Source organism: Streptomyces sp. BoleA5, from assembly GCF_000373665.1.
GTDB lineage: Bacteria > Actinomycetota > Actinomycetes > Streptomycetales > Streptomycetaceae > Actinacidiphila.
On the sequence record NZ_KB892155.1, the window covers coordinates 135409 to 161865 of the forward strand.

Below are 26457 nucleotides of genomic sequence, written 5' to 3' on the forward strand. Positions count from 1 at the left end.
AGATGGGCGTCCCACGATACGGACCGTGACGTCTCAGATGTAGGAGTCGACGATCTCGACGGGCTCCTCGGTGACCTCGCCGTCCAGGATGCGGAACGAGCGGAACTGGAAGGGGCCGGCGTCGTCGGTGTCGGCGGTGGAGACCAGCACGTAGTGGGCGCCGGGCTCGTTGGCGTAGGAGATGTCGGTGCGCGAGGGGTAGGCCTCGGTGGCGGTGTGGGAGTGGTAGATGACCACCGGCTCCTCGTCGCGGTCGTCGAGTTCGCGGTAGAGCCTCAGCAGGTCGGTGGAGTCGAACTCGTAGAACGTGGGTGAGCGGGCCGCGTTGAGCATCGGGATGTGCCGTTCGGGCCGGCCGGCGCCGGCCGGTCCCGCGATCACTCCGCAGGCCTCGTCCGGGTGGTCGGCGCGCGCGTGGGCGACGAGTGCGTCGTGCAGGGCACGGGTGATGGTCAGCATGGTCGTCAGGATAAAGGGGTGCGCGTTCGGGCCCCGTTGCGAGGGCGGCGGCCGCCGTACGGGGGTGTACGGCGGCCGCCGGCTCGGACGGGGTCCCCCGGGGCTATCCCCGGGCGGGGGCCGCGGCGGCGTCGCCGGGGGCGCGGCGCCTGAGGACCAGGTAGCCGGTGCAGAGCACGGCGGACCAGACGAGCCACACGTACAGGCCGAGGCGGGTGTCGGCGTCGGTCGCCATCAGGACGACGACGGACAGCAGCGCCACGATGGCGATCCAGTTGGTGACCGGTGCGCCCGGCATGCGGAAGTCGGAGGGGGGCAGCAGGCCGGCGCGGACCCTGGCGCGGTAGCGCAGGTGCGCGGCGAGGATCATGATCCAGGTCCACAGGCCGGCGCAGGTCGCGACGGAGGTGATGTAGACGAACGCCTTGCCCGGGGAGACGACGTTGACGATCACGCCGATGCCCATGACGAGGGTGGACATGACCAGGGCGGGCAGCGGGAGTTGCCGGTCGCTGAGTTTCGCCACGGCCTTGGGGGCCTCGCCGTTGACGGCCAGGCCGCGCAGCATGCGGCCGGTGGAGTAGATGCCGGAGTTGCAGGAGGACAGGGCGGCGGTGAGGACCACGAAGTTCATGATGCCCGCGGCGCCGGGGATGCCGACCTGGACGAAGACCTGGACGAAGGGGCTGACGCCCGGGGTGTACCTGGTCCAGGAGAAGACCGACAGCAGGACGATCAGCGTGCCGACGTAGAAGACGCCGATGCGGACCGGGAGGGTGTTGATCGCCTTGCGCAGGGTCTGCTTGGGGTTCTCCGCCTCGCCGGCGGTGATGCCGACGAGTTCGACGCCGAGGTAGGCGAAGATCACGCCCTGCATGGCGAGCATGGCCTGCCAGGCGCCACTGGGGGCGAAGCCGCCGTCGGCCCACAGGTGGGTGACGGAGGCGGTGTCGCCTGCGGAGGAGAAGCCGAAGGTCAGGATGCCGACACCGATGACGATCATCGCGATGATCGCGGTGACCTTGATCGTGGAGAACCAGAACTCCAGCTCGCCGAAGATCTTGACGGAGACGAGGTTGGCGACGAACAGCACCACGAGGGCGGCCGCGGCGGTGGACCAGACCGGGACCGACGGCCACCAGAAGTTGATGTAGGCGCCCGCGACGGTGACCTCGGACATGCAGGCGGTGACCCACAGGGCCCAGTACGACCAGCCCGTGGCGAAGCCCGCGAACGGCCCGAAGAACTCGCGGGCGTAGTCGGCGAAGCTGCCGGAGGTGGGACGGTAGGTGAGGAGCTCGCCGAGGGCCCGCATGATGAAGAAGATGACGATGCCGGCGCCCGCGTAGCAGGCGATCAGGCTGGGCCCGATGGCGGCGATGCCGGTGCTGGAGCCGTAGAACAGGCCGGTGCCGATGGCGCCGCCGATCGCGATCATCTGGACCTGACGGGCGCTGAGTCCGCGCTTGTAGCCCTCTTCCGGCGCGATCCCCGTGGCGCCGCCGCCGGATTCGTACTGCTCGACCTGCGTCGAGGTCATGGTGCTGTGCCTTTCTCCATGCCCGTCCGGCCGTGGCGGCCCGGATCGGGTTCCGATCCCCCCGGATGGTGGAGGTGCACGCCGGGGTCAGCCGGCCACGCGACCGACCGCGACAGGGGTGGCGTCACGGCCGGTGGTCGAGGATTCGTATCACGGGGTGTGCGCCGGGCACGCAGCGCAAATGTGGCACACGACACAAGGAGAAGCAGACAAAAGGTGCGCCGAATGGGAATGCGGTCGGGTGGGGTGACGTGATCGTTATCCGGAATTGAGCGTCGTCTGAGCGAACGGACGCCCTCGCGGATCACGGCATGAGGGTCTCCACGAGGCTCTCCTGGAGCGCTCCGAGCCAGAGGTAGGCCATGACGAGCGGCTTGCGCGGGTCGGAGTCCGGCAGCCGGTACAGCTCGCTGTCCTCGTCGTCGCTGACCTCGAGGCGGGTCCCCATGGTCAGCCGCAGGTCGTTGAGGGTGCCGAGCCACTGGCGCGCCTGCGCGGTGTCGAGGGTCAGCACCGCTCCCCCGTCGCCGCCGGGGGTGAGCGCGTCGAGGCTGCGGACGACGGCGAGGGCGTCGTCGCGCTTGCGGGCGCGCAGGTCGATCTCGGTGTAGCGGCGGAAGTCCGAGGAGTCCGCCTCCTCCTCGTAGGCGTCCGGGAACAGCCGGGCGAGCGCCGGGTCCTGCGGCGGCCGGGTGGGGCCCTCGGCGAACAGTTCGGCCAGCGGGTCGGCCGGCTCGGCGCCGCCGGCGGGTTCGCCGGGGCCGATCAGTTCCAGGAGCTGCACGGCCAGGCTGCGCAGGATGGAGATCTCGACCTCGTCGAGCGCGACGGCGGCGCCGCCTGCGGCAGCGGTCTGGAAGTACCCGGGCATGTCTGTATCAGCCGTCCCTCAGGGGCTCGGTGGTCTCGGTGGTCTCGCGGCCTCAGCGGTCCTGCGTCAGAGTGGCCCACAGCCCGTAACCGTGCATGGCCTGCACGTCGCGCTCCATCTCCTCGCGCGTGCCGCTGGACACCACGGCACGGCCCTTGTGGTGCACGTCGAGCATGAGCTTGGTGGCCTTGTCCTTCGGGTAGCCGAAGTACGCCTGGAAGACATAGGTCACGTAGCTCATCAGATTGACCGGGTCGTTGTGGACGACAGTCACCCAGGGAACGTCCGGTGACGGCGCCTCGAAGGGGGCCTCGCGCGACTCGGTCCGTTCGATCTCTGCGGGGGCGACACTCACGTGACCCATGCTGTCACCAGACGGTGCCCGCAGGGAAACCGGCCCCCGAGAAATCGTCACTCTGACGAGAGTTGGGGGTAGCATCCTCAGACATGAGCACTGCAGACCTGGGGCTGCCCGTCATGGTCCCCTCCACCGCGCTGTTCACCGACCGGTACGAGCTGACGATGCTGCAGGCCGCGCTGCGCAGCGGCGCCGCCCACCGCCGTTCGGTGTTCGAGGTGTTCACCCGCCGGCTGCCCGAGGGGCGGCGGTACGGGGTCGTGTGCGGCACCGGCCGGGTGCTGGACGCGGTGGAGAACTTCCGCTTCGACAACCGCATCCTGTCCTTCCTGGAGCGGGAGCGCGTGGTGGACGGTCCCACCCTGGAGTGGCTGGCCGACTACCGCTTCCGCGGCGACATCCTCGGCTATCCCGAGGGGGAGGTGTACTTCCCCGGTTCGCCGATCATGCGGATCGAGGGAACCTTCGCCGAGGCGGTGCTGCTGGAGACGGTGGTGCTGTCGATCCTCAACCACGACTCGGCGATCGCGGCCGCCGCCTCCCGGATGGCCGTGGCCGCGGCGGGCCGGCCGCTGATGGAGATGGGTGCCCGCCGCACCCACGAGCTGGCCGCGGTGGCGGCCTCCCGCGCCGCCTACGTCGGGGGCTTCGCCTCCTCCAGCAACCTGGCCGCCGGGTTCCGCTACGGCCTGCCGACCATCGGCACCAGCGCGCACGCCTTCACCCTGCTCCACGACGACGAGCGGGACGCCTTCAGCGCCCAGGTCGAGTCGCTCGGCCGCGGCACCACCCTGCTGGTCGACACCTTCGACGTGGCGTCGGCCGTCCGCGCCGCAGTGGAGATCGCCGGACCGGAGCTCGGGGCGGTGCGCATCGACTCCGGGGACCTGCTGCTGCTCGCCCACCGGGTCCGGCAGCAGCTGGACGACCTGGGGGCGAAGAACACCCGGATCGTGGTGACCTCCGACCTGGACGAGTACGCGATCGCCTCACTGGCCGCGGCGCCGGTCGACGCGTACGGGGTCGGCACCTCCCTGGTGACCGGCAGCGGGCAGCCGACCTGCTCGATGGTCTACAAGCTGGTCGCCCGCGCCACCTCCGACGACCCCGACGCGCCGCTGGTGCCGGTCGCCAAGAAGTCCATGGGCGGCAAGACCAGCATCGGCGGGCGCAAGTGGGCGGCCCGGCGGCTGGACGCCGACGGGGTCGCCGAGGCCGAGGTGATCGGCACCGGGCCGGTGCCGGGGCCGCTGGCGGACCGGCAGCTGCTGGTGCCGCTGGTGCTGGGCGGCGACATTGTGCACCGGGAGCCGCTGGACGCCGCCCGCACCCGCCACATCGAGACCCGCGCCGGACTGCCGCTGTCCGCGAACCAGCTGTCGCGCGGCGAGCCGGTGCTGCACACCGAGTACATCACCCACTGACCCGCGGCGGCGTCCGCCGCCGCGGGGCGCCGCTCACCGCGGTCGCCAAGCGACATCGACGGGAAAGGACCGAAGGCCATGCACCGCGCACTGATCGTCGTGGACGTGCAGAACGACTTCTGCGAGGGCGGCAGCCTGGCGGTCGCCGGCGGCGCCGAGGTCGCCGCCGCCATCACCGACCTCGTCGGCGACGCCGCGGCCGGCTACCAGCACGTCGTGGCCACCCGCGACCACCACGTCTCCCCCGGCGGCCACTTCGCCGAGCGCCCAGACTTCGTCCACACCTGGCCGCGGCACTGCGTCGCGGGCACCGAGGGGGTCGGTTTCCACCCCAACTTCGCGCCGGCGGTCGCCTCCGGCGCGGTGGAGGCGGTCTTCGACAAGGGCGCGTACGCGGGTGCGTACAGCGGTTTCGAGGGCGCCGACGAGAACGGCACCGGGCTGGCCCAGTGGCTGCGCGAACGCCACGTGGCCGAGGTCGACGTGGTCGGCATCGCCACCGACCACTGCGTACGGGCGACCGCGCTGGACGCCGTGCGGGAGGGCTTCCGCACCCGGGTGCTGCTCGACCTGACCGCGGGTGTCATGGCGGCGACGACCGAGCGGGCGCTGGAGGAGCTGCGCGCGGCCGGCGCCGAACTGTCCGGGGAGCCGGTCGTCCGCGAACAGGCCTGACGCCCGGGACTCCCCGGGTTCAGCGGCGGACGGTCGGGCCCAGCAGTGCCGCGATCGACTGCCAGGCGGCGGCGGGGGCCGAGGGGATGCGGCGCCAGACGAGGCCGTCGGGGTGGTGGAGGACGGCGTTGATCTCGTCGGACGTCGGCGGCTCCATGTTGCCGACGAGGCGGGCGGCGCGAAAGCCCAGGTTGCGCAGGCGGGTCAGCGCGCGCTGCCGGTTGACCGCGACGACGAGGACCCTTATGTACTCGTCCGGGGCCCCGCCGGGCGAGGGCAACCGGAGGGCCACGACGACGACGCCGCTGGGAAGCCTGGTGAAACCGCCGCTGGCCATACGCACATGGTGAGCGGATCGGCCCCCGTCCACCAGGGGACGGGGGCCGATCAGGTCACTTCGGGTGGCGCGTGATCACTTCTTGGAGGGGCTGACCAGGAGGGTGACGGTGCTGCCGTCCTTGGCCTCGTGAAGGATCGTGATGCGCGTGTTGGTCGGGGAGACCTTCACGCTGCCGGTGGGGTTCGCCGACGACCAGTAGGAGTTCTTGTCGTCGAAGACCGAGACACCCGGCTGGCTCGCGATCTTGGTGGCGACACCCTTGTTGTGCAGGGTGATCGCGTCGGTGCCGGCCTTGGTGAACGTGGAGTCGTAGGCCTGGATGCGGTTGCGCATGACCGTGCCGTCCGCCCACTTCAGCGCCTTGGGGTGGGCGTCGATCGGGAGGATCCGGCCGGAACCGGCGTGCTCGCTGACGTTGTTGTCGTCCTGCGAGGTGTCCCACAGCCAGATCAGCAGGCCGTTCTGGTACGCGTAGTGCTCGACCCAGTTGTCCTTGGGGGCGGCCCAGCCGAAGTTGTACGGGCCGACCTTCAGGGTCTTGTCGTAGGAGACGTACTGCCGGTTCTCCGCGATGTAGTACTGCGCGTAGTCCTCGGAGAACGTGGCGCCCTTGGCCGAGAAGCCCTTCGCGGTCCAGCCGTTGTCACCGGACTCGGCGCCGTCGCTGAACACGGTCGCGCCGTCGGCGGTCAGGGTGATCGCGTCGGCGAGGAAGCCCTTCTGGGCCACGCCGCCGTCGGACTGGTAGCGGAAGCGCAGCTTGACCGACTGGCCCGCGTACGCGTCCAGCGGGAGCACCATGTCCTGGTAGGAGGCCGCGGTGCCGGTCAGGGCGGGCTTGTCGCTGGCGTCGCGCGGGAGCGGGGCGCCGCCGATGGTGCCGTCGAGGGCGGTCCAGGTGGAGCCGCCGTCGGTGGACACCTCGGTGTAGAGGTAGTCGTAGTTCTCCTCGATGTCGTACCAGCCCTTGAGGGACAGGCTCGCCGAGGTCTTTCCGGTGAGGTCGACGTCGCGGGTGAGCGTGTTGCTCAGGTCGTTGCCCTTGCCGCTCCACCACTGCTTCGCGCCCTCGGCCGGGGCCGCCAGCGCGGTGGTCACGGTCTTCTTCGGCAGCGTGACGACCAGGCCCTGCTTCTTCGCGGTGTTGTACTCCGCGACACCCAGGGTGGTGGCCGAGATCTTGCCGGCCTTGGCGGTGGCGTAGTTCAGCCAGCCCAGCTGCAGCTTGTCCCAGGCCGTCATGTCGCCGGGCAGGTCGCCGATGGCGTCCTTGCCGGTGCCCAGCCACGAACCGGACGACATCAGCGTCCAGAAGCCCGTGGAGTTCTCGGCGGTGTTGGTGGTGTCGTAGTGGTCCGGCAGACCGAGGTCGTGGCCGTACTCGTGGGCGAAGACGCCGAGGCCGCCGTTCTCCGGCTGGACGGTGTAGTCGCCGACCCAGACGCCGGTGTCGCCGATCTGGGTGCCGCCGAGCGGGTTGCCCTGGGGGCCGGTGGCGCCGGCGTCGGTGCCGAAGGCGTACCAGCGGTGGGCCCAGATCGCGTCCTCGCCCTGGGCGCCGCCGCCGGCGGACTCGTCCTCGCCGGCGTGCACGATCTGGAAGTGGTCGATGTAGCCGTCGGACTCGTTGAAGTTGCCGTCGCCGTCGTAGTCGTAGCGGTCCCACTGGTCGTACTCGGCCAGCTTCGCCTTGATCGTGGCGGGGCTGTCACCGGCGGCCTTGCGCGCGGCGACCCACTTGTTCACGGCGTCCGCGACGAGGTTCCAGGTGCAGGTGTCGCACTTGTTGCTGCCGTACCGGGCCTCGTTCCAGTCGACCTTGACCCAGTCGGCAACCTCGCCGGCGACCGAGTAGCGGCCGGAGGACTGCCTCTCGTAGTACTTGGCCATGGACTCCGTGTCCTTGGCCTTCGAGAAGTACATGTCCTGGAAGTGCTGCCGGTTGTAGTCGGCCTGCCACTCCGTGCTGTTGTCCGTGCGCGGGTCGGGCTTGGCTATCTCGTTGTGCGCGGGACCGGGCGTGCCGCCGTACGCGGGGTCGGTCTTGGTGCCGAACTCCGCGAGGATCACGAAGATCTTGTCGGTCTTCTCGCGCGCGAGTTCGACGTACTTGTTCTTGCCCAGCTTGACCACGTCCGAGGAGCCGCGCTCCTCGACCTTGGACTTGCCGGTGATGACCTGCTCGATCGCCTGCTGGCGCTGAGCCGCCTGACGCTCGCTCAGCGGGCCCTTCAGATCGTGCTCGACACGCTCCGCCTTGGCCGGGTCGTGGCGCACGACGCGATCGGCCTGCGAGTCGGCCTGGGCTGCCGCGACGGGGAAGGCGGTGGCGCCTATCGCGGCGATCGCCACGGCCAGAGCGGCGGATCTGATGGTCCGTCGTTGGCTTTTCACGATGTAATGACCTCCCTAGGGTGAAGCCATTGCACCGGAGTGACGCGTGAAAAGACAGATCTTGACTTGGCCATGACCGACAAGTACGGTGAGCGACCGGTCCGTTGCACATAGCGGACACTGCGGCCTGAGCAAGTATCTTTTGCCGCATTATCGTTGGGCCCGGGAAGATCGCGATGCGACCCCGTGCGCCCCCCGTGCTTCCGCACCGTGGGTTAGGTCACGCTTACCAGGCGTTCCGTACGGGCATCTCGCACCGTAGGGTCGGTGGTTGGCGTGCCGCGTCCGAACCACCGGAAGACGGCCCTGGCCGATGCTCCGCCACAACCGACGCATATGAGGACGGATCAGCCATGCCACGTCCCACCCCCGCCCAGCTGACCTACGGTTCCGCGACCGTGGTGCTCTCCACGCTCGCGATGCTGCTGCTCTCCGAGGCGAGATCGGGCGTCGCGGTGGCGGTCATCGCCGCGGCGGGACTGGCGCTCGGCGTCCTGGTCGCCGTGACGGCGGCGATCCCGGCCGGCACGCGCCGCACGAAGAGCGAACCTCCCGTCGAGCGGCACCCGGTCCCGCGCCCTCGCGTCCGCGGCGCCGCCGAGGCGCGGCTGGGCGAGCACTCGCTGCGGCGCTGAGCGCCGCACGTCGAACACACGACGGCCCCGGAGCGGACGCTCCGGGGCCGTCGTGTGTTCGACGTGCGCGTCAGACCTTGACGACGACGGTCTTGGCCGCCTTGTCGTGCCAGCACTGGCGGTACGGCTTGTCCCACAGGTGCCACAGGGAGTTGAGTGGCGAAAGGATGAAGCCCACGCAGGGCACTACACCGAGGAACGAGGAAACCGCGGCGCGACCCCAGGCCGCCCCGCCAGGGGCGCTGCCGTCAGCCAGCTTGGCCACGCGGATCTTCATGACCTTCTTGCCCACCGTCTGGCCGGTCGACTGGAGCATCAGGCCCTCGTAGACGAACGCGGCACCCAGAACGAGCACCTCGATGCCGAAGAACGCACCGGTGTCCGTGATCGATGTGCCGGTCGCCGCCACCAGGACGATGCCCACGACGAGGAAGATGGCCCAGTCGATGAGCCGCGCGACGAAGCGCTGGCCGCTGCCGGCCAGCGGGGGCATGCCCGCCAGGGCCGGGTCCGCGGGCATCTGGCCGTAGCCGGACCCCTGCTGCGGATAGGCGTAGGGCTGCTGCTGCGGGAACGGCTGCTGGTCGTAAGGGTTCTGGCCCTGGGGCTGCTGCTGCCCGTACGGCTGCTGGCCGTACGGGTTCTGATCCCCCGAGCCGCCCTGCGGGTAACCGTAGCCAGGCGGTTGATTCGAACTCATGGGGTGAGTAAATCAGCCGGGCATGACGGCGCATAGACGCAGATGGTCACGGCCCTGCGACGATCACCCCACAGTGTGCCTTACTCCACCGAAACCACCACGGTTTGCCCCGCTTTGTCGTGCAGGCACTGGCGGTACGGCTTGTCCCAGGTGCACCAGAGCACCTCGATGATCCAGAAGATCTCACCGCAGCACGGGATGATCGGGACCAGCGAGTAGACCGACTCCCGCTTCAGTGCCGCCGGGGTCGTCGGGTTGGTGCCGTCGGTGAGCATGCCGACGCGCACCTTGAGGAGCTTCTTGCCGAGGCTCTGCCCGTACCGGGTGAGCATGAACACCTGGTAGGCCAGGTAGATCACGGCGTAGATCACGCCCTGGGAGAACAGCGCGCCCGTGGCGTTGTAGTCGTAGTTCCAGATCAGCCCGGTGAGGCCGTAGACCGGGATGCCGATGATCAGCCCGTCGACGATGCGCGCGACCAGCCGGCGCCCCCGGTTCGCCAACGGGGGCATCCCCGCCAGGGGGTCGGGCTCGCCCGCCCCGTAGGGGCCGCTCGCGTACGGGTCGCCCGGGTACGGGCCGCTCGCGTACGGGTCGCCGCCGCCGTAGCCCGGGGGCGGCCGGTCGTAGGGCGAACCGCCGGGCGGGGGCTGGTGTGGAGGCGGCGGGTACGGCTGCCCGCCGGGCGGGGGCTGCTGACCCGGTGGCTGCCCGCCGGGCGGGGGTGACTGCCCGGGCGGCGGCTGCGCGGGCCCGGACGGCTCCCGGGGCGGCTTGGCGAACGGGTCCTCGGGCTGGTCGGTGCTCATGCCCCGAGTGAAACCCGGACGATTCGGCCGCGCCTCCGGCGGGGGCCGTTCGGGTGTCAGCGCTCGCGGGCCACGAAGGTGCGCGCCGCCTTGTCGTGCCAGCACTGCCGCCACGGCCTGTCGAAGAGGCACCACATCAGCCCGAGGAAGCCGATCACGAGCGCGTCCAGCACCGTGTGGGTGAGCCAGCGGCGCAGTGCCTGACCGAAGCCGGGCTCGTACTGGCTCTCGATGTCCAGCACGCGCAGGCGGAGCAGCTTCTTGCCCAGGGTGCGGCCCCACTTGGCGGTGGGCAGGACCTCGTACAGCAGCCCGGTGACGAGTACGACGGCCGCCACGATGCCCAGTTGCACCCCTGTCGTGCCGTCGAGCAGCCAGACCGTCACCTCCTCGCCGGTCAGCCGGGCGGCGTCCACCTTGTCGCGCAGGTGCTCGTACGCCGCCGTACCCAGCGGCACCGCGGCGGCCGCGACGACCGCGCCCATGACGACGGTGTCGATCAGCCGGGCCGCCAGCCGCTTGACCGGCGAGGCGGGACGCGCCTGCTCCTGCGCTGAGGCGAAGGGGTCGTCGGCGACCGGCCGCCACGGAGCGGGCGCGGCGCCCTCCCCGCCCTGCGACGGGACCTGACGGGCCAGGTCGTGCACCTGCTGCGCCCACGGGACGGGCGCGGACGGCTGCCCGGGCACGGCGCTCTCGGTCGGCGCGGACGCGGTGGCCGCGGCCGCCGGCGCGGTGACCGCCCGGGCGGGAGCGGGGGCCGGCGAGGGGGCGGGGGTCTGTGCCGGGGCCGGCGAGGGGGCGGGGGCGGCGGTCCGTGCCGGGGCGGGGGCCGCGGCCTGCGCCGGTGCGGCGGGCTGCCCCGCGCGCTCGGGGGTGCCCCATGACACGCGGGGAGAGGGGTCCTGCCGGGCCGGGTCGGCGGCCCACGCCCGCTCCGGGGCGGGCTCCGCACGGAACTCCTGACGGGGCCGCTCCGCGGGGCGCGGCTGCTGCGCCTGCTCCGGTCGGTCCTGCTGCGCCTGCGGCCCGGTGACGGTCTCGGGTCCGCGTTCGGCCCGCGGCGCCAGCGGGTCCTCGTCCAGGAACATCGGCCCGGACTCCTCCAGCGCCGGGGTCCGCGGTGTCGCGGCCGCCTCCGGGGCCTCCGGCACGGGGGGCGCGGGCGGCGGCGCCAGCGCGGGCCCGGCGGCGGCCACGGCGGCACCGGACGGCGGCGCGAGGTCCTCCCCGGGCTGCGGTGCGGGACGGCTCGTGCCGGGCACCCACGAGGAGCCGTTCCAGTACCGGATGTAGCCCGGGATGGACGGGTCCGGGTAGTACCCGGGACCGGGCAGACTCCCGCCGCTGCTACCGGAGGTCATCCGTGACAACTCCCCTCACGACCGACACGCTCGACCAGCCCGCCGTCCCCCGGCGTGCAAGGAGGACACTAACGAAGAACGCGTCGGGCGGACGAAAGAAACGATCCATGGGCGAGGATCGGCATTCCGGGGCAAATCCCGGCTACCGAACCGATACGCTTCCGAACTGACACCGCCTCGGACGGACGGGGACGTGCGCGCCGCGGAGCCGTGGGCGCGGCGGGGGCGGGAACGGGAAGGGGAGGACCGTCGCACGACCGGACGCACCCCGGACGGGGCGGACGGCGACGTTCCGTGTGTACCGCATCCATCTCGCGTGTGCCGGGCCTTCGGGGAAAGTCCTCCCGATCCCCGGAACCCGCGTAATGGTGAAGGCCGTATGCGCTCTCTCCCGGTGCGGGCCCCACGCAGCACCCGCCGCGCAGCACCGCCAGGGGCCTTCGCGCCGAGGAAAGGACGACGAGATGCACACCGTGGTCGAACGCGAGCTGGAGATGCACCTGGTGCTGTCGCCCGAGCGCAGCGTCGCCGTCCCGGCCAGGCTGGTCTACCGGGCCGAGGATCCCTTCGCCGTGCACATCACCTTCCACATCGGCTCCAACTGCCCCGTCAACTGGACCTTCGCCCGGGAGTTGCTGGTCGAGGGCGTGTTCCGGCCGAGCGGGCACGGTGACGTGCGGATCTGGCCGACCAAGACGGACGGGCGGAGCGTGATCTGCATGGCCCTCAGCTCGCCGGACGGCACCGCCCTGCTGGAGGCGTCCTCGCACCCGGTGGCGGCGTGGCTGGAGCGCACGCTGCGGGTGGTTCCGCCGGGGACGGAGCTGGACCACCTGTCGATGGACGAGCGGCTGGACGAACTGCTCGCCCCGGCCGCCGGCGAGGGCGCGCGCGACGAGCGCCGCACGCGCGAGACCTGGCACGGCTCCGACGAGCCGCCGGACGCCTGAGGCGACGGCCCGCGGGGCCCCGCGGACGGAGCCGGGGCTCAGAACACCTTGCCCGGGTTGAGGATGCCGAGCGGGTCGAAGACGGCCTTGATGCCGCGCTGCATCTCCACGCCCACCGGGCCGAGTTCGCGCGCCAGCCACTCCTTCTTCAGGACCCCCACGCCGTGCTCCCCGGTGATCGTGCCGCCCAGTTCCAGGCCGAGCGCCATGATCTCGTCGAAGGACTCGCGGGCCCGTCCGGACTCCTCGGGGTCGGCGGCGTCGAAGCACACCACGGGGTGGGTGTTGCCGTCCCCGGCGTGCGCGCACACCCCGATCGTCAGATCGTGCTTGCGGGCGATCGCCGCGACGCCGTCGAGCATCGCGGCGAGCCTGCCGCGCGGCACGCACACGTCGTCGATCATCGTGGCGCTGGAGACCCGCTCCAGTGCGGGCAGCGCCATCCGCCGTGCCTGCAGCAGCATTTCGGACTCCGCCGCGTCCTCGGCGGGCACCACCTGCGTCGCCCCGGCGGCGGTGCACAGCTCCCCCACGGCGGCCAGGTCGGCGGCCGCGTCGGGGGTGTCGAAGGCCGCGAGCAGCAGCGCCTCGGTGGACTCGGGCAGTCCCATGCTGGTCATCTCGTTGACCGCGCGCACGGTGGTGCCGTCCATCAGTTCCAGCAGCGAGGGGACATGGCCGCCGGCCATGATGTCGCAGACCGCCGCGCAGGCCGCCTCGGCCGAGCCGAACTCCGCCACCAGCGCGAGCTGCGCGGGCGGCGCGGGCTTGAGCGCCAGCACGGCACGCACCACGATGCCGAGGCTGCCCTCGGAGCCGACGAACAGCCGGGTCAGGTCGTAGCCGGCGACGCCCTTGGCGGTGCGGCGGCCGGTGCGCAGCAGCCGCCCGTCGGCCAGGACGACCTCCAGGCCGAGCACGTACTCGGCGGTGACCCCGTACTTGACGCAGCACAGGCCGCCGGAGCCGGTGCCGATGTTGCCGCCGATGGTGCACTGCTCCCAGCTGGAGGGGTCCGGCGGGTAGTACAGGCCCCGCTCGGCGACGGCTCGGGACAGGGCGGCGTTGACGACCCCCGGCTCGACGACGGCGACGCGGTCGACGGGGTCGATCTCCAGGATGCGGTCCATCTTGGTCAGGGAGAGCACGATGCAGCCGTCGGAGGCGTTGGCGGCGCCCGACAGGCCGGTACGGGCCCCTTGCGGCACGACGGGCACCCGCAGGGCCGTGGCGGTCCGCATGACGTGCCGGACCTGCTCCACGGTGCGCGGCAGGACGACCACCGCGGGCGCTCCTGCCGGGCAGAAGCTGGCCATGTCGTTGGCGTAGGAGGCGGTGACGTCGGGATCGGCGAGGATGGCCTCGTCGGGGAGTCCAGCGCGCAGCCGGTCGATGAGATCGCCCATGGGTCCAGCTTCGCACCGCGCCGCCGCCCGGGGAAGATCACGTCACCGCGCGGGCTCGCGGCGTTCTGAGTATCCGTACGGATGGTGGCGCGGGCGCGGCGCGGCGAGGATGACCGCCGTGACGGACACGACGGACACCGGGGGCACGGCGCGGGCGCGGCGGCGTGGGCGCGGGATCGCCGTGCGCTGCGTGTGGGCGGTCGTGCTGCTCGCCCCGCCGGTGGTGCTGTGGGTGATGGGCGCGGCGGACGCGGCGCAGCACAAGAGCCCCACGGACTGGGTGGGCAACCACCGGGCCAAGGTGGCGCTGGAGAACGCCGCCCTGCTGATCGCGGGCCTGCCGGCGGCCGGTGCGGTGGCCGGCGCGCTCGCCGGGGCGCTGCGGCGACCGCCGCGCACGGGGCTGTGGGCCGCGACGGGGGCGGTGCTGGGCGCGCTGGCGCTGTGGGTCTTCGGGGCCTGGACGGTGGTGACGGCCCTCCGGAACTTCCGGATCGTCTTCTGACGCGCGGCCGGCACCGGTCCACGCCCCTCCCCCGTGGAGGCATGGTCCGGCGCCGGAGTCCGCGGCGGTGGCGATCAGAGGTTGCCGCGACGCTCCTGCTCGCGCTCGATCGCTTCGAAGAGCGCCTTGAAGTTGCCCTTGCCGAAGCCCATCGAACCGTGTCGCTCGATCATTTCGAAGAAGACGGTCGGGCGATCCTGGACAGGCTTGGTGAAGATCTGCAGCAGGTAGCCGTCTTCGTCACGGTCTGCCAGGATCTTCAACTCGCGCAGGGTGTCGATCGGGACACGGGTGTCGCCGACCCACTCGCCGAGGGTGTCGTAGTAGGAGTCGGGGGTGTCGAGGAACTCGACTCCCGCGGCGCGCATGGCGCGGACCGAGGCGACGATGTCGTTGGTGGCGAGGGCGATGTGCTGGACGCCCGGGCCGCCGTAGAACTCCAGGTACTCGTCGATCTGGGACTTCTTCTTGGCGATCGCGGGCTCGTTGATGGGGAACTTGACCTTCAGCGTGCCGTCCGCGACGACCTTGGACATCAGGGCCGAGTACTCGGTGGCGATGTCGTCACCGACGAACTCCTTCATGTTGGTGAAGCCCATGACGCGGTTGTAGAAGGTCACCCAGTCGTTCATTTTGCCGAGTTCGACGTTGCCGACGCAGTGGTCGATCGCCTGGAAGAACCGCTTGGCCGGCGGCTCCACGATCGGCTCGGCGGCGACGTAGCCGGGCAGGTAGGGGCCCTTGTAGGCACCGCGCTCGACCAGGGTGTGGCGGGTCTGGCCGTAGGTGGCGATGGCGGCCAGCACGACGGTGCCGTACTCGTCACCGGCCTCGTGGGGCTCCTCCAGGCCGGTGGCGCCGTGCGCGAGGGCGTAGTCGTAGGCGGCGCGGACGTCCGGCACCTCCAGGGCCAGGTCCACGACGCCGTCGCCGTGGGCGGCGACGTGCTCCTCCAGGAAGCGGCCGTGGTCGGTGGCGGCCCTGACGACGGAGGTGAAGACGAAGCGGGCGCTTCCGGACTCCAGGACGTAGGACGCGGTCTCGCGGCTGCCGTTCTCCGGTCCGGAGTAGGCCACGCGCTTCATGCCGAACGCCGTCGAGTAGTAGTGGGCGGCCTGCTTGGCGTTGCCCACCGCGAAGACGACCGCGTCCATCCCCTTGACCGGGAACGGGTCCGCGTCGCCGGGGGTCGGGGAAGTGTGATCCAGGGTCTCAGTCATGGCAGCAGCCTCGCCCGGCACCTCAAGGTGCGCAATAGTTTCCTGATCGACTGGGCACTCTGTACAGCGGTACCGCGAAAATAGGCGGCATTCTGTACACGGTGACCACCGTCACAGGAGGGACTGGGGTGCCATGGGGATCGACCGGCTGGACGGACGGCTGATCAAGCTGCTCGCCGAGGAGCCGCGCATCGGCGTGCTGGAGGCCTCGCGCCGCCTGGGGGTGGCGCGCGGGACGGTGCAGGCACGGCTGGACCGGCTTCAGGCCAATGGGGTGATCCGCGGCTTCGGTCCGCAGGTGGACCCGGCCGCGCTGGGCTACCCGGTGACGGCCTTCGCGACTTTGGAGATCAAGCAGGGGCAAGGACAGGATGTGCGCGCGCACTTGGCGGGCGTCCCGGAGGTGCTGGAGCTGCACACCACGACCGGGCAGGGGGACATGCTGTGCCGGCTGGTGGCCCGCTCGAACGCCGATCTCCAACGTGTGATCGACCGTGTTGTGGGCTTTGATGGCATCGTGCGGGCCTCCACGGCGATCGTCATGGAGAACCCGGTCCCGTTGCGGATCATCCCGCTGGTCGGACAGGCGGCACAGGACGCGGACACATGGCCGAGGGACGGCAGGGGTGATGCCGGGTGAGCTTCTGGGAGTACCTCGCCAGCCGGCACGAGCAGTTGCTGATCGACACGTACCAGCAGGCCAGCCTGGTCTTCCAGTGCATGGTGCTGGCGACCGCGGTCGGGGTGGCGATCGGGGCGCTCTCCTACCGGCGCGACTGGGCCGCCGCGCTGGCCGTCACCTCCACCGCGACGGTCCTCACCATCCCCTCCCTGGCCCTGATCGGCCTGCTCATCCCGTGGCTCGGGCTCGGCGTCCCCCCGACCGTGACGGCGCTGACGCTGTACGGGCTGCTGCCGGTGGTCCGCAACGCGATCGTGGGGCTGCGCGGGGTGGACCCGGCGCTGGTCGACGCGGCCCGCGGCATCGGCATGTCCCGGACGGCGGCCCTGGCACGGGTCGAGCTGCCGCTGGCGTGGCCCCCGATCCTGACCGGCATCCGGGTCGCGACGCAGATGCTGATGGGCATCGCGGCGATCGCGGCGTACGCCTCCGGGCCGGGGCTCGGCAACGAGATCTTCCGCGGGATCGCCTCGCTGGGCAGCGCCAACGCGCTCAACCAGGTGCTCGCCGGGACGATCGGCATCGTCGTCCTGGCGCTGCTCTTCGACGCCTGCTACGTGCTGCTCGGGCGGCTCACCATCCCCCGGGGGATCCGTGGCTGAGGCGTCGGGCGCGACCATCGAACTGGAGCAGCTGACCAAGCGCTACCCCGGCAGCGCGGAGCCGGCCGTGGACGGCGTGAGCATGGAGATCGGGGCCGGCGAGACGGTGATCTTCGTCGGGCCCTCCGGGTGCGGGAAGTCGACCACGCTGAAGATGATCAACCGGCTGATCGAGCCGACCTCGGGCCGCATCCGCATCGGCGGCGAGGACGTCACCGACATGGACCCGGTCAGGCTGCGCCGCAAGATCGGCTACGCGATCCAGTCCTCCGGGCTGTTCCCGCACATGACGGTGGCCGAGAACATCGCCCTCGTCCCCCGGATGGTGGGCTGGTCCAAGGCGCGGGTCCGGGACCGCGTCGAGGAGATGCTGGACCTGGTGGGGCTGGACCCGCGGGAGTTCCGGGGCCGCTACCCGCGCCAGTTGTCGGGCGGTCAGCAGCAGCGTGTCGGGGTGGCACGGGCGCTGGCGGCCGACCCCCCGGTGCTGCTGATGGACGAGCCCTTCGGCGCCGTCGACCCGATCACCCGTGACCACCTCCAGGACGAACTGATCAGGCTGCAGCACGAACTGCACAAGACGATCGTCTTCGTCACCCATGACTTCGACGAGGCGATCAAGCTCGGGGACCGCATCGCGGTGCTGCGGGAGCGCTCGCACATCGCCCAGTTCGACACTCCCGAGGCGATCCTGACCAATCCGGCCGACGACTTCGTCTCCGGTTTCGTGGGCGCCGGGGCCGCGCTGAAGCGGCTCAACCTGACCCGGGTACGGGACGTGGGGGTCGCCGACTTCCCGACGGTGCGCCTGGACGACCCGCTGCAGTCGATCTTCGACCGGCTGCGGGAGGCGACCACGACCAACGAACTGCTGCTGCTCGACCGCAGGGGCCGCCCCTACAAGTGGCTGCGGCGCGGCGACCTGATGCGCGCCAAGGGCTCGCTCGCCCGCGCCGGGACGCTGGTGGGCGACACCGTGACCCGGGACGCGACCCTGCGGGACGCCCTGGAGGCGGTCCTCACCGACAGCAGTGGACGGGTCGCGGTGACCGGCCGGCGCGGTGAGTTCACCGGGGTGGTGGACATGGAGACGCTGCTCAACTCGGTGCACGAACTGCTGGAGGAGGACCGGCTGGCGGCCCTGGAGCACCGGCACGATCTGGAGGAGTCGCGGGCGCCGCAGACCAGGGCCGAGCAGGAGGGCTCCGACCACGAACCGGGGGAGCGGGCATGAGCGCCGGCGCCGGACCGCCGGGCGGGACGGGCGGGACGGGCGGGACGGGCGGCCTCGGCGGCCCCGGCGGTCCCGCGGCGGCTCCCGGGGCCGGGCGCGTCCCGGCCGGCCCGGAGGAGCCCGCGGACGGCGGGGGCCGCGGCGACCGGCCCGCCGCGGGGCCGCCCTCCGGGGCACCGGTACGGCGGCTGACCTGGCGGCGGTTGCTGGTCACCCCGGTCGTGCTCGCCCTCGTCCTGCTCGCCACCTACCTGTGGATCACCGGCATCACCCTCGACTCCATCGCCGAGAACGCCCTCGTCGGCGACACCGTCCGGGTGCGGCTGTGGCAGCACGTCAAGCTCACCGCGATCTCGACGTTCTGGGTGCTGGTCATCGCCGTCCCGCTCGGCGTCGCGCTGACCCGGCGGCGGCTGCGTCCGGCCGCGCCGGTGGTCACGGCGATCGCCAACATCGGGCAGGCCACGCCCGCCATCGGGATGCTGGCGCTGCTGGTCGTCTGGCTGGGCATCGGACCCGGTACGGCGCTGGTCGGCATGGTGGTCTACGCGGTGCTGCCGGTGCTGTCCAACACCATGGCGGGACTGCGGGCCATCGACCCCACCCTGATCGAGGCCTCGCGCGGCATCGGGATGTCGGCGGCCGGGACGCTGTCGCGGATCGAACTGCCGCTGGCCGTACCGCTGATCCTGGCGGGCGTGCGGACCGCGCTCGTGCTGAACGTGGGCACCGCCACACTCGCCACCTTCGTCGGCGGCGGCGGGCTCGGCGACATCATCACCACCGGGATCGTCACGCAGCGGATGCCGGTGCTCGTGCTGGGTTCGGTGCTCACCGTGGTGCTGGCCCTGCTGGTGGACTGGCTGGCGTCGCTGGCCGAGCAGTTGCTGCGTCCGCACGGCCTGGAGACGGGCTGATGCGCCGCCGGGCCCTGGCGGCGGGCCTCCTGGTGCTGCTCGCCTGCGCGCCGGGCTGCGGGCTCAAGAGCGGCAGCCCGCTCGTCGGCGACGTGCGCCCCGGCTCACTGGGGAAGGGCCTGCCGCTGAAGGGCGCCTCGCTCACGGTGACGTCCAAGAGCTTCAGCGAGCAGATCATCCTGGGCTCGATGATCGGCCTGGTCTTCAAGGCGGCCGGCGCCGAGGTGCTGGACCGCACCAACATCCAGGGCTCCATCGGCGCGCGTGAGGCGATCAAGTCCGGTGCGGCGGACGCCATGTACGAGTACACGGGCACCGCCTGGATCACCTATCTGGGCAACGACGAGCCCATCGCCGACCCGGCGCAGCAGTGGCGGGCGGTCCGCGACGCCGACCGCCGCCACGGCATCATCTGGCTGCGGCCGTCCACCCTGGACAACACCTACGCCCTGGCCGTCAGCCCGGAGAAGAACCGCCCGTACGGGCTGCGGACGCTGTCCGACGTGGCCGCCCTGTCGAGGAAGGACCCCAAGGCCGTCACCCTCTGCGTGGAGAACGAGTTCGCCTCGCGGGAGGACGGCCTGCCCGGCATGGCGAAGGCGTACGGCATGGACCTGCCCTCCTCCGCCATCCGCAAGATGGACACCGGGATCATCTACACCCAGATCGCCAAGCCGGGTTCCTGCCTGCTGGGCGAGGTCTACACGACCGACGGCCGGATCGCCTCCCTCGGCCTGGAGGTGATGGAGGACGACAAGCACTTCTTCCCGAACTACGACGCCGCCCCCGTCGTCAACAGCGAGGCGCTCAAGCGGTGGCCGGCCATCCGCGGACTGCTCGACCCGCTGTCCGCGAAGCTGACCACCGAGGTCGGCCGGGAACTCAACGCGAAGGTGGACGTGAAGGGCGAGGACCCGCACGAGGTCGCCAAGGAGTGGCTGGTCAAGGAGGGCTTCATCACGGAGGGCTGAGTGGCGCGGGGGTCCCGCCGGAGTGTCGCCGTGCTCCATGCAAAGAAAGCATTGCAAAGAAGCCTTTGCACACTCTACGGTGAACCCGTGCCTGACGAACCCACCGCCGGCGCCCCCGACCCCGGCGTCATCAGCCTCGACCCGCGCACCCTGCGCGGCCTGGCCCACCCCCTGCGCATCCGGCTGCTCGCCGCCCTGCGCGAGTACGGGCCGGCCACCGCCTCGGGACTGGCGGCCAGGCTCGGCGAGTCCAGCGGCGCCACCAGCTACCACCTGCGGCAGCTGGCGGCGTACGGGTTCGTGGAGGAGGACCCGGGGCGCGGCACCGCCCGCGAGCGCTGGTGGAAGGCCGCACACAGCGGCACCCGCTTCAACGCCGCGGGCTTCCTGGCCCACGCCGACCCCGAAGTGCGCGCCGCCATCGGCCTGCTCGGCAGGGAGGTCGCCGCCACCCACGCCGCGGAACTTCAGGCCTGGCTCGACTCTTTGGACGGCTGGTCGCCGCAGTGGCGCGAGGCCTTCGACCTCAGCGACTTCGCCCTGCGGCTCACACCCGGGCGGGCCCGCGCCCTGCGGGCAGAGCTGCACGCCGTGGTGGAGAGCTACCGCGACGCGGACACCGAACGGCCCGGCACCCAGGACGAGACCGGAGACGACGCCGCACTCGTCCACGTCCATCTGCACGCCTTCCCGCGTGCCGCGGAATGACCTGACCACGGGGGGAACCTTGGACACCGAGACCGGCATATCCGACGGCACGGCCGCCACCGCGCCGGGCATCCCGACACCCGACCCACGGCCGCTGCGGCTGGTACTGGCCGCCAACGTGGTCTCGATCAGCGGCAATTCGCTCACCGTGCTCGCCGTCCCGTGGTTCGTGCTGCAGACCACCGGCAGCGCCGCCCGCGCGGGTCTGGCGGCCTTCTGCGCCACCCTGCCGGTCGTGGTCTCCGCGCTCTTCGGCGGTCCGGTCATCGACCGCTTCGGGCGGCGCAGGTCCTCGGTCCTGTCGGACGCGGTGTGCGCGGTGGCCGTCGTGGCGATCCCGCTGCTCCACTTCGCGGGCGTCCTGCGGTTCTGGCAGCTGTGCGCGCTGATGGCCGTCAGCGGGCTCTTCCACGGCCCCGGCGAGACGGCGCGCGAGGTGCTGCTGCCCGTACTGGCCGAGCGGGCGGGGACACCGCTGGCACGCGCCGCGGGCTACTTCGACGGCGCCTCTCGCGGCGCCCGGATGCTCGGCGCCTCGGCCGCCGGCGTGCTCATCGCCGTCCTGGGCGCGGAAACGGTGCTGCTGCTGGACGCCGCGACCTTCGCCGTCTCCGCGCTGCTGATCGCCTTCGGCGTCCGCGGGCTGGCGGGCGCCGAACCCGCCAAGAACGCGGCGCCGGTCTCCCTGCGCACCTACCGGGCCGAACTGCGCGAGGGTTACGCCTTCCTGATCCGCTCCCGGCTGCTGCTCGCCATCACCTTGATGGTCATGGTCACCAACGGCCTGGACGCGGGCTGGAGTTCGGTGCTGCTGCCCGTGCACGCCGAGCGGGAGCTCGGCGGCTCCGTCCAACTCGGTCTGCTGTCGGGCCTCTTCGGGGCCGGCGCGCTCGCCGGGGCGCTGCTGTACGGGGCGCTGGGCCACCGCCTGCCGCGGTGGCCGGTCTACACGCTGTGCTTCCTGCTGTGCGGCGCGCCCCGGTTCCTGGTCGCCGCGTGGGTGCCCGGGTGGGGTGCCCTGGCGGTCACCATGGTGGCGGGCGGCATCGCGGCGGGGGCGCTCAACCCCATCCTGTCGACGGTGACCTTCGAGCACGTACCGGACGAGCTGCGCAGCCGCGTCCTGGGCACCCTGGGGGCGGGAGTCCTGCTGACCACCCCGGTGGGCGGCCTCGCCGCGGGCTACCTGGTGGACGGCGCGGGGCTGACCACGGCTCTGCTGGCGACGGGCGGGGCGTACCTCCTGGCGACGCTGTGCCCACTGGTCTTCCCCTCCTGGCGCCGCATGGACGAACGGCGGGTCACCTGACCGGCTGCTAGCAGCTGGGGACCTTGCCGCCGCTGTCGAGGGCGACGAGGGCGTCGATCGCCCCGTCGAGGGTGGTGACGGGCACCAGCCGCAGCCCCTTGGGGAGTTCGGCCCTGGCGTCGGCGCACTCCGCCTTCGGGACGAGGAAGACCGTCGCGCCGTCGCGCCGGGCCGCCTGCTCCTTGAGCGGGACGCCGCCGACCGGGCCGACCTTGCCGCCGGCGGTGATCGTCCCCGTACCGGCGATCCTGCGGCCGCCGGTGAGGTCGCCGCCGCGGCCGTTGCCCTCGATCTTGTCCACGATGCCCAGGCTGAACATCAGGCCCGCGCTGGGGCCGCCCACGTCGGCGAGGTGCAGGGTGACCTTGACGTCCGAGGGGGACAGCCGCAGCTGCCGCAGGGCCGCGGCGGTGGCGTCCTGCTGGGACTCGGTCATCTCCGCCTGGTTGTGCCGCTCGATCTCCTTGACGGTGCCGCCCGTCGGGTAGACCGCGTCGCGCGGCATCACGGCCTGGTCCGTGGCGAACCAGGCCTTCAGGACGTCACCGAAGCGGACCGCCGCGTCCGGGTTGGTCGCCGCGATGGTCGTCATCCGCAGCTGCCCCGAGGTGTCACGGGTCTCCGTGCCGGTGACCGTGATCACCGGCTTTCCCTGGTCGTCGCCGAGGACGTCGGCCGTCAGCCCGGGCACGACGATCGAGATCGGCAGCGGCGCGAACAGGGCCACCGCCAGCAGCGCGGCCACGAGCGCGGCGCAGACGACGAGGATCCGGTTCCGGGCGGAGGCGAAAGGCATGGGGTGAATGTAGTTCACGGCGGCGGCCCGGCGTGCCGGGGCCCGGGGCACCCCGGCCCGGCACCCTGCCCTCACCGCAGGGCGTCGGCGACCTCCAGCGCCGCCTCGACGACCCGGGGACCCACCCGTTCGGGTATCGCGTCGGCGAGCATCACCACGCCGACGCTGCCCTCGATGCCCGGCACGCCCACCAGCGGGGCCGCCGCGCCGCTCGCCCCGGCCTCCAGCTCGCCGTGGGTGAGCACGTAGCCGGGGCCCTCGGAGCACCGCGCATCGGGCTCGTACGGCTGCACGCTGCGCCCGGCGAGGATCGCCCGGCCCGCGGCGCCGCGGTCGAGGGAGTGCCGGAAGCCGGTGCGGTAGGCGACGTGGTAGTCGGTCCAGCTCGGCTCGACGACCGCCACGGCCAGCGCCTCGGTGCCGTCGACCAGGGTGAGGTGGGCGGTGGCGCCGATGTCCTCGGCGAGGGAGCGCAGGGCGGGGAGCGCGGCCTCGCGCAGCAGCGGGTGCACCTGGTGCGCCAGTCGCAGCACGCCGAGGCCGACCCGGGCGCGTCCGCCGAGGTCCCGGCGGACCAGGGAGTGCTGTTCCAGTGTCGCCAGAAGGCGGTAGACCACCGTACGGTTGACGCCCAGCTTCGCCGCCAGCTCCGTGACGGTCAGTCCGTGGTCGGTGTCGGCCAACAGCTTCAGGACCCGCAGGCCCCGATCGAGCGTCTGAGAGGTCTCCGCGGTCACGACGCCCCCTTCTCGTGAGTGGCGGCTCATCTCTCACGGCGGGAGCACTGCCGGTCCCGCGGCAGAGCGCGGAGAGGCCACCGGTCTGGCGGTACCGGCTGGCGCCCCGAGGCTGCTCTGCCACGGCGCGTTGCGTGAGCCGAACGGTAGCGATGCGTACCGCTCAGCGGAAGACTTCGTCCACAATCCGGTCACGCGACTGAGGTAGCGGAGGTACCGGACGTAAATCTTCCGCCGGATCACCTCTCTCGCCGCAAGATTCACATCACTGCTGACGAACCATCAGCAACCGCCCCGGGCACCGCCCATGGGGGCGCGGCCGCCGCTCAGCGCATCCGGGTCGCCCACTCCTGGATCTTCTTGATGCGCTCGTTGAGCTGCCCCGCCGTCGCCTCCGCGCTCGGCGGACCACCGCACACCCGGCGCAGCTCGTTGTGGATGACGCCGTGCGGCTTGCCGCTCTGGTGGTTGTACGCGGAGACCATCGTGTTGAGCCGCTTGCGCAGCTCCAGCAGCTCCTTGTGCGTGACGATCGGCCGCCGCTCGGCGGGGAGTTCCAGCAGGTCCGCCTCCTCGTCCGGCTTCTTCCGGCTGTGCGCGATCTGCCGGGCCTGCCGCTTCTGCAGCAGCAACTGCACCTGGTCCGGCTCCAGAAGGCCCGGAATGCCCAGGTAGTCCTGCTCCTCCGCACTCCCCGGGTGCGCCTGCATGCCGAACTCGGCGCCGTCGTACAGCACCCGGTCGAAGACGGCGTCGGACTCCAGCGCCTCGAAGGGCAGCATGTCCTGCTCGCCGGTGTCCTCGTCCTGCTGCTTCTCGGCCTCCTCCAGCTCCCTCTCGGACTCCGCGTACGGGTCCTCCTCGCCCTCCTTCTTGGGCTTGTCGAGGGCGTGGTCGCGCTCCACCTCCATCTCGCCGGCGAATTCCAGCAGCGTGGGGATGGTCGGCAGGAAGACCGAGGCCGTCTCGCCGCGCCTGCGCGACCGCACGAAGCGGCCGACCGCCTGCGCGAAGAACAGCGGCGTGGAGATCGTCGTCGCGTAGACCCCGACGGCCAGCCGCGGGACGTCCACGCCCTCCGACACCATGCGGACCGCGACCATCCAGCGGTCGTCGCTCGCGCTGAACTCCTCGATCCGCGAGGACGCCCCGGTGTCGTCGGAGAGCACCACGGTCGCCTTGTGCCCCGTGATCTCCCGGATCAGCTTGGCGTACGCCCGGGCCGTGTCCTGGTCGGTGGCGATCACCAGGGCGCCGGCGTCCGGGATGGACTTGCGGACCTCCGTCAGCCGCTGGTCGGCGGCGCGCAGCACGTTCGGGATCCACTCGCCGGTCGGCGCCAGCGCGGTCCGCCAGGCCTGGCCGATCGCGTCCTTGGTCATCGGCTCGCCGAGCCGCGCGGAGATCTCGTCGCCGGCCTTCGTGCGCCAGCGCATGTTGCCGCTGTAGGAGAGGAAGATCACAGGGCGCACGACGTGGTCGGCGAGCGCGTTGCCGTAGCCGTAGGTGTAGTCGGCGGAGGACCGGCGGATGCCGTCGTTGCCCTCCTCGTACGTCACGAACGGGATCGGGTTGGTGTCCGACCGGAACGGCGTCCCGGTCAGCGCCAGCCGCCTGGTCGCCGGCTCGAACGCCTCCAGGCACGCCTCGCCCCAGGAGCGGCTGTCGCCCGCGTGGTGGATCTCGTCCAGGATCACCAGCGTCTTGCGCTGCTCGCAGCGGTTGCGGTGCAGCATCGGGCGTACGCCGACGCCCGCGTAGGTCACCGCGACCCCGTGGTAGTCCTTCCCGACCGGCCCCGCGCTGTACTCGGGGTCCAGCTTGATGCCTATCCGGGCCGCGGCCTCCGCCCACTGCTTCTTCAGGTGCTCGGTGGGGGCGACGACGGTGATCTGCTGCACGAGGTGGTTGTGGAGCAGGTACGAGGCCAGGGTGAGCGCGAACGTCGTCTTGCCGGCGCCGGGCGTCGCGACGGCCAGGAAGTCACGTGGCTGCGTGGCGATGTACCGGTCCAGGGCACCCTGCTGCCAGGCACGCAGCTTGCCGGCCGTGCCCCAGGGGGCGCGGCCGGGGAAGGCGGGCGACAGGTGGTGCGAGTGCGAGTTGCTGGCGCTGTGCGGGGCGGTGGTAGTCACGGTCTCCGGTGACGGGTCGGGTACGACAACCGTCACAGCCTACTGGGGCGAGGCGCGGGCATCGGCCTGCGGCAGGGCGGGGCGGGGGTGGCTGTCTCGCCGGGAGGAGACCCGTTCAGGGGGACGCCAGGCCCGCCAAGGCGTGACCGATCACCGCGGGGACGGAGACCTCCCCCGCCGCGACCGACACGACCAGGTCGTACGCCGCGTCCTGGTCGGCCGACCGCAGGTCGACCCCGTTCAGCCCCAGGAACACCGCCGCCGCCAGCCACGCCGTCCGCTTGTTCCCGTCGACCAGGGGGTGGTTCGCCGCGATCCCGTGCAGCAGCGCCCCCGCCGCCGCGAAGACGTCGTCCCCGTACGCCTCGACGCCGAACATCCGGGCCCGCGGACGGTGCACGGCCGACGCGAGCAGCCCGGGCTCGCGCATGGCGGGCGGCTCACCGCCGCAGGCGAGGCGGGCGAGGTCGGTGACCTCGGCGAGGGTGAGGTGGCGCACGGTCACGTCACTCCCCCAGCCTGCGCAGCAGGTCCGCGTGGACGGCGGCGTACGCCTCCCCCGCGGCGCGGACGCGCGCGGCCTCGGCCGCCTCGTGGGCCCGCACCGCCGTGCGCACGAACTCCGCCGCGGGCACGCCGTGCGCGTCCGCGAGGTCGGCCAGGGACTCCCACTCGGCGTCGGTGAAGACGATGGTCAGCTCTTTCACACTCGGACG

28 protein-coding genes are annotated in these 26457 nt (G+C 71.9%); 12 read left to right on the forward strand and 16 right to left on the reverse strand.

The annotated features are described in order from the left end of the window. Positions 1–33 precede the first annotated feature (33 nt). From B085_RS0139060 to clpS, 4 genes are all read right to left on the reverse strand, one after another. Complete coding sequence (locus B085_RS0139060) at positions 34–459, reverse strand: Mov34/MPN/PAD-1 family protein (RefSeq protein WP_018564033.1); 426 nt, start codon at positions 457–459, stop codon at positions 34–36. 103 nt (positions 460–562) lie between these two features. Beyond that, complete coding sequence (locus B085_RS0139065) at positions 563–1999, reverse strand: amino acid permease (protein ID WP_018564034.1); 1437 nt, start codon at positions 1997–1999, stop codon at positions 563–565. A 304-nt stretch (positions 2000–2303) separates the two neighbouring features. Beyond that, entirely contained in the window at positions 2304–2870 is a 567-nt protein-coding gene (locus tag B085_RS0139070; RefSeq protein WP_018564035.1) for a DUF2017 domain-containing protein, read from the reverse strand. A gap of 52 nt (positions 2871–2922) precedes the next feature. Continuing rightward, positions 2923–3234: an ATP-dependent Clp protease adapter ClpS gene (gene clpS / locus B085_RS0139075; protein WP_018564036.1), complete on the reverse strand. Its 312-nt coding sequence runs from the start codon at positions 3232–3234 to the stop codon at positions 2923–2925. Positions 3235–3317: 83 nt separating this feature from the next. On the opposite strand from clpS, the gene B085_RS0139080 reads away from it, so the two are divergent. Then, positions 3318–4652, forward strand: a complete 1335-nt coding sequence (locus tag B085_RS0139080; protein ID WP_026251896.1) for a nicotinate phosphoribosyltransferase — start codon at positions 3318–3320, stop codon at positions 4650–4652. A 78-nt stretch (positions 4653–4730) separates the two neighbouring features. Continuing rightward, positions 4731–5327, forward strand: a complete 597-nt coding sequence (locus tag B085_RS0139085) for an isochorismatase family protein (RefSeq protein ID WP_018564038.1) — start codon at positions 4731–4733, stop codon at positions 5325–5327. A 19-nt stretch (positions 5328–5346) separates the two neighbouring features. On the opposite strand, the gene B085_RS0139090 is transcribed toward B085_RS0139085, so the two are convergent. Together B085_RS0139090 and B085_RS0139095 are read right to left on the reverse strand one after the other, a co-directional pair. Then, positions 5347–5664, reverse strand: a complete 318-nt coding sequence (locus B085_RS0139090) for a hypothetical protein (RefSeq protein WP_018564039.1) — start codon at positions 5662–5664, stop codon at positions 5347–5349. A 75-nt stretch (positions 5665–5739) separates the two neighbouring features. After that, positions 5740–8061 carry an immune inhibitor A domain-containing protein gene (locus B085_RS0139095; RefSeq protein ID WP_026251897.1) on the reverse strand — a complete coding sequence of 774 codons (2322 nt, stop codon included), beginning with the start codon at positions 8059–8061 and terminating at the stop codon, positions 5740–5742. 353 nt (positions 8062–8414) lie between these two features. Here B085_RS0139095 and B085_RS0139100 point away from each other — a divergent pair, with 353 nt between their 5' ends. Then, the gene (locus tag B085_RS0139100; protein WP_018564041.1) at positions 8415–8696 is read left to right on the forward strand and encodes a hypothetical protein; all 282 of its coding nucleotides are present in this window, start codon (positions 8415–8417) and stop codon (positions 8694–8696) included. A gap of 70 nt (positions 8697–8766) precedes the next feature. On the opposite strand, the gene B085_RS45195 is transcribed toward B085_RS0139100, so the two are convergent. The 3 genes from B085_RS45195 to B085_RS0139115 all read right to left on the reverse strand — a co-directional run bounded on the left by B085_RS45195 (position 8767) and on the right by B085_RS0139115 (position 11569). Beyond that, on the reverse strand, positions 8767–9396 hold the full coding sequence (locus B085_RS45195; protein WP_018564042.1) for an RDD family protein: 630 nt from the start codon (positions 9394–9396) through the stop codon (positions 8767–8769). Positions 9397–9476: 80 nt separating this feature from the next. After that, positions 9477–10205, reverse strand: a complete 729-nt coding sequence (locus B085_RS0139110; protein ID WP_018564043.1) for an RDD family protein — start codon at positions 10203–10205, stop codon at positions 9477–9479. A 56-nt stretch (positions 10206–10261) separates the two neighbouring features. Then, complete coding sequence (locus B085_RS0139115; protein ID WP_018564044.1) at positions 10262–11569, reverse strand: RDD family protein; 1308 nt, start codon at positions 11567–11569, stop codon at positions 10262–10264. Between the two features lie 464 nt (positions 11570–12033). Here B085_RS0139115 and B085_RS0139120 point away from each other — a divergent pair, with 464 nt between their 5' ends. Then, on the forward strand, positions 12034–12519 hold the full coding sequence (locus B085_RS0139120) for an SsgA family sporulation/cell division regulator (RefSeq protein WP_018564045.1): 486 nt from the start codon (positions 12034–12036) through the stop codon (positions 12517–12519). 38 nt (positions 12520–12557) lie between these two features. Here the strand turns inward: B085_RS0139120 and B085_RS0139125 are convergent, their stop codons facing one another. After that, positions 12558–13925: an FAD-binding oxidoreductase gene (locus tag B085_RS0139125; RefSeq protein WP_018564046.1), complete on the reverse strand. Its 1368-nt coding sequence runs from the start codon at positions 13923–13925 to the stop codon at positions 12558–12560. Between the two features lie 118 nt (positions 13926–14043). Here B085_RS0139125 and B085_RS0139130 point away from each other — a divergent pair, with 118 nt between their 5' ends. Next, a complete protein-coding gene (locus B085_RS0139130) occupies positions 14044–14430 on the forward strand; it encodes a hypothetical protein (protein WP_158689915.1) in 387 nt (128 codons plus the stop codon). A 74-nt stretch (positions 14431–14504) separates the two neighbouring features. Here the strand turns inward: B085_RS0139130 and hppD are convergent, their stop codons facing one another. Beyond that, on the reverse strand, positions 14505–15650 hold the full coding sequence (gene hppD, locus B085_RS0139135) for a 4-hydroxyphenylpyruvate dioxygenase (protein ID WP_018564048.1): 1146 nt from the start codon (positions 15648–15650) through the stop codon (positions 14505–14507). Between the two features lie 133 nt (positions 15651–15783). Here hppD and B085_RS45200 point away from each other — a divergent pair, with 133 nt between their 5' ends. The 7 genes from B085_RS45200 (at position 15784) to B085_RS45205 (ending at position 22073) form a co-directional block, all read left to right on the forward strand. Further along, a complete protein-coding gene (locus B085_RS45200; protein WP_018564049.1) occupies positions 15784–16290 on the forward strand; it encodes an Lrp/AsnC family transcriptional regulator in 507 nt (168 codons plus the stop codon). Continuing rightward, on the forward strand, positions 16287–16934 hold the full coding sequence (locus B085_RS0139145; RefSeq protein WP_018564050.1) for an ABC transporter permease: 648 nt from the start codon (positions 16287–16289) through the stop codon (positions 16932–16934). Before B085_RS45200 ends, B085_RS0139145 begins: the two co-directional genes overlap by 4 nt. Beyond that, positions 16927–18168 carry a betaine/proline/choline family ABC transporter ATP-binding protein gene (locus B085_RS0139150; RefSeq protein ID WP_018564051.1) on the forward strand — a complete coding sequence of 414 codons (1242 nt, stop codon included), beginning with the start codon at positions 16927–16929 and terminating at the stop codon, positions 18166–18168. The genes B085_RS0139145 and B085_RS0139150 overlap by 8 nt, the downstream gene beginning before the upstream one ends. Next, positions 18165–19085: an ABC transporter permease gene (locus B085_RS0139155; RefSeq protein WP_018564052.1), complete on the forward strand. Its 921-nt coding sequence runs from the start codon at positions 18165–18167 to the stop codon at positions 19083–19085. The genes B085_RS0139150 and B085_RS0139155 overlap by 4 nt, the downstream gene beginning before the upstream one ends. Then, entirely contained in the window at positions 19085–20056 is a 972-nt protein-coding gene (locus B085_RS0139160; RefSeq protein WP_026251899.1) for a glycine betaine ABC transporter substrate-binding protein, read from the forward strand. Before B085_RS0139155 ends, B085_RS0139160 begins: the two co-directional genes overlap by 1 nt. Positions 20057–20143: 87 nt before the next feature. Continuing rightward, on the forward strand, positions 20144–20764 hold the full coding sequence (locus tag B085_RS0139165) for a winged helix-turn-helix domain-containing protein (protein ID WP_018564055.1): 621 nt from the start codon (positions 20144–20146) through the stop codon (positions 20762–20764). 70 nt (positions 20765–20834) lie between these two features. Further along, positions 20835–22073: an MFS transporter gene (locus tag B085_RS45205; RefSeq protein WP_078620265.1), complete on the forward strand. Its 1239-nt coding sequence runs from the start codon at positions 20835–20837 to the stop codon at positions 22071–22073. Between the two features lie 7 nt (positions 22074–22080). Here B085_RS45205 and B085_RS0139175 read toward each other — a convergent pair whose 3' ends face one another. The 5 genes from B085_RS0139175 to B085_RS0139195 all read right to left on the reverse strand — a co-directional run bounded on the left by B085_RS0139175 (position 22081) and on the right by B085_RS0139195 (position 26448). Further along, entirely contained in the window at positions 22081–22869 is a 789-nt protein-coding gene (locus B085_RS0139175) for a S16 family serine protease (protein WP_026251900.1), read from the reverse strand. A gap of 71 nt (positions 22870–22940) precedes the next feature. Then, complete coding sequence (locus B085_RS0139180) at positions 22941–23606, reverse strand: IclR family transcriptional regulator (RefSeq protein ID WP_018564058.1); 666 nt, start codon at positions 23604–23606, stop codon at positions 22941–22943. Between the two features lie 326 nt (positions 23607–23932). Further along, a complete protein-coding gene (locus B085_RS0139185) occupies positions 23933–25741 on the reverse strand; it encodes a DEAD/DEAH box helicase (protein WP_018564059.1) in 1809 nt (602 codons plus the stop codon). A gap of 115 nt (positions 25742–25856) precedes the next feature. Then, positions 25857–26246 (reverse strand): type II toxin-antitoxin system death-on-curing family toxin, encoded by a 390-nt coding sequence (locus tag B085_RS0139190; RefSeq protein WP_018564060.1) that lies wholly within the window; start codon positions 26244–26246, stop codon positions 25857–25859. 1 nt (position 26247) lies between these two features. After that, positions 26248–26448, reverse strand: a complete 201-nt coding sequence (locus tag B085_RS0139195) for a hypothetical protein (RefSeq protein WP_018564061.1) — start codon at positions 26446–26448, stop codon at positions 26248–26250. Positions 26449–26457 lie beyond the last annotated feature (9 nt).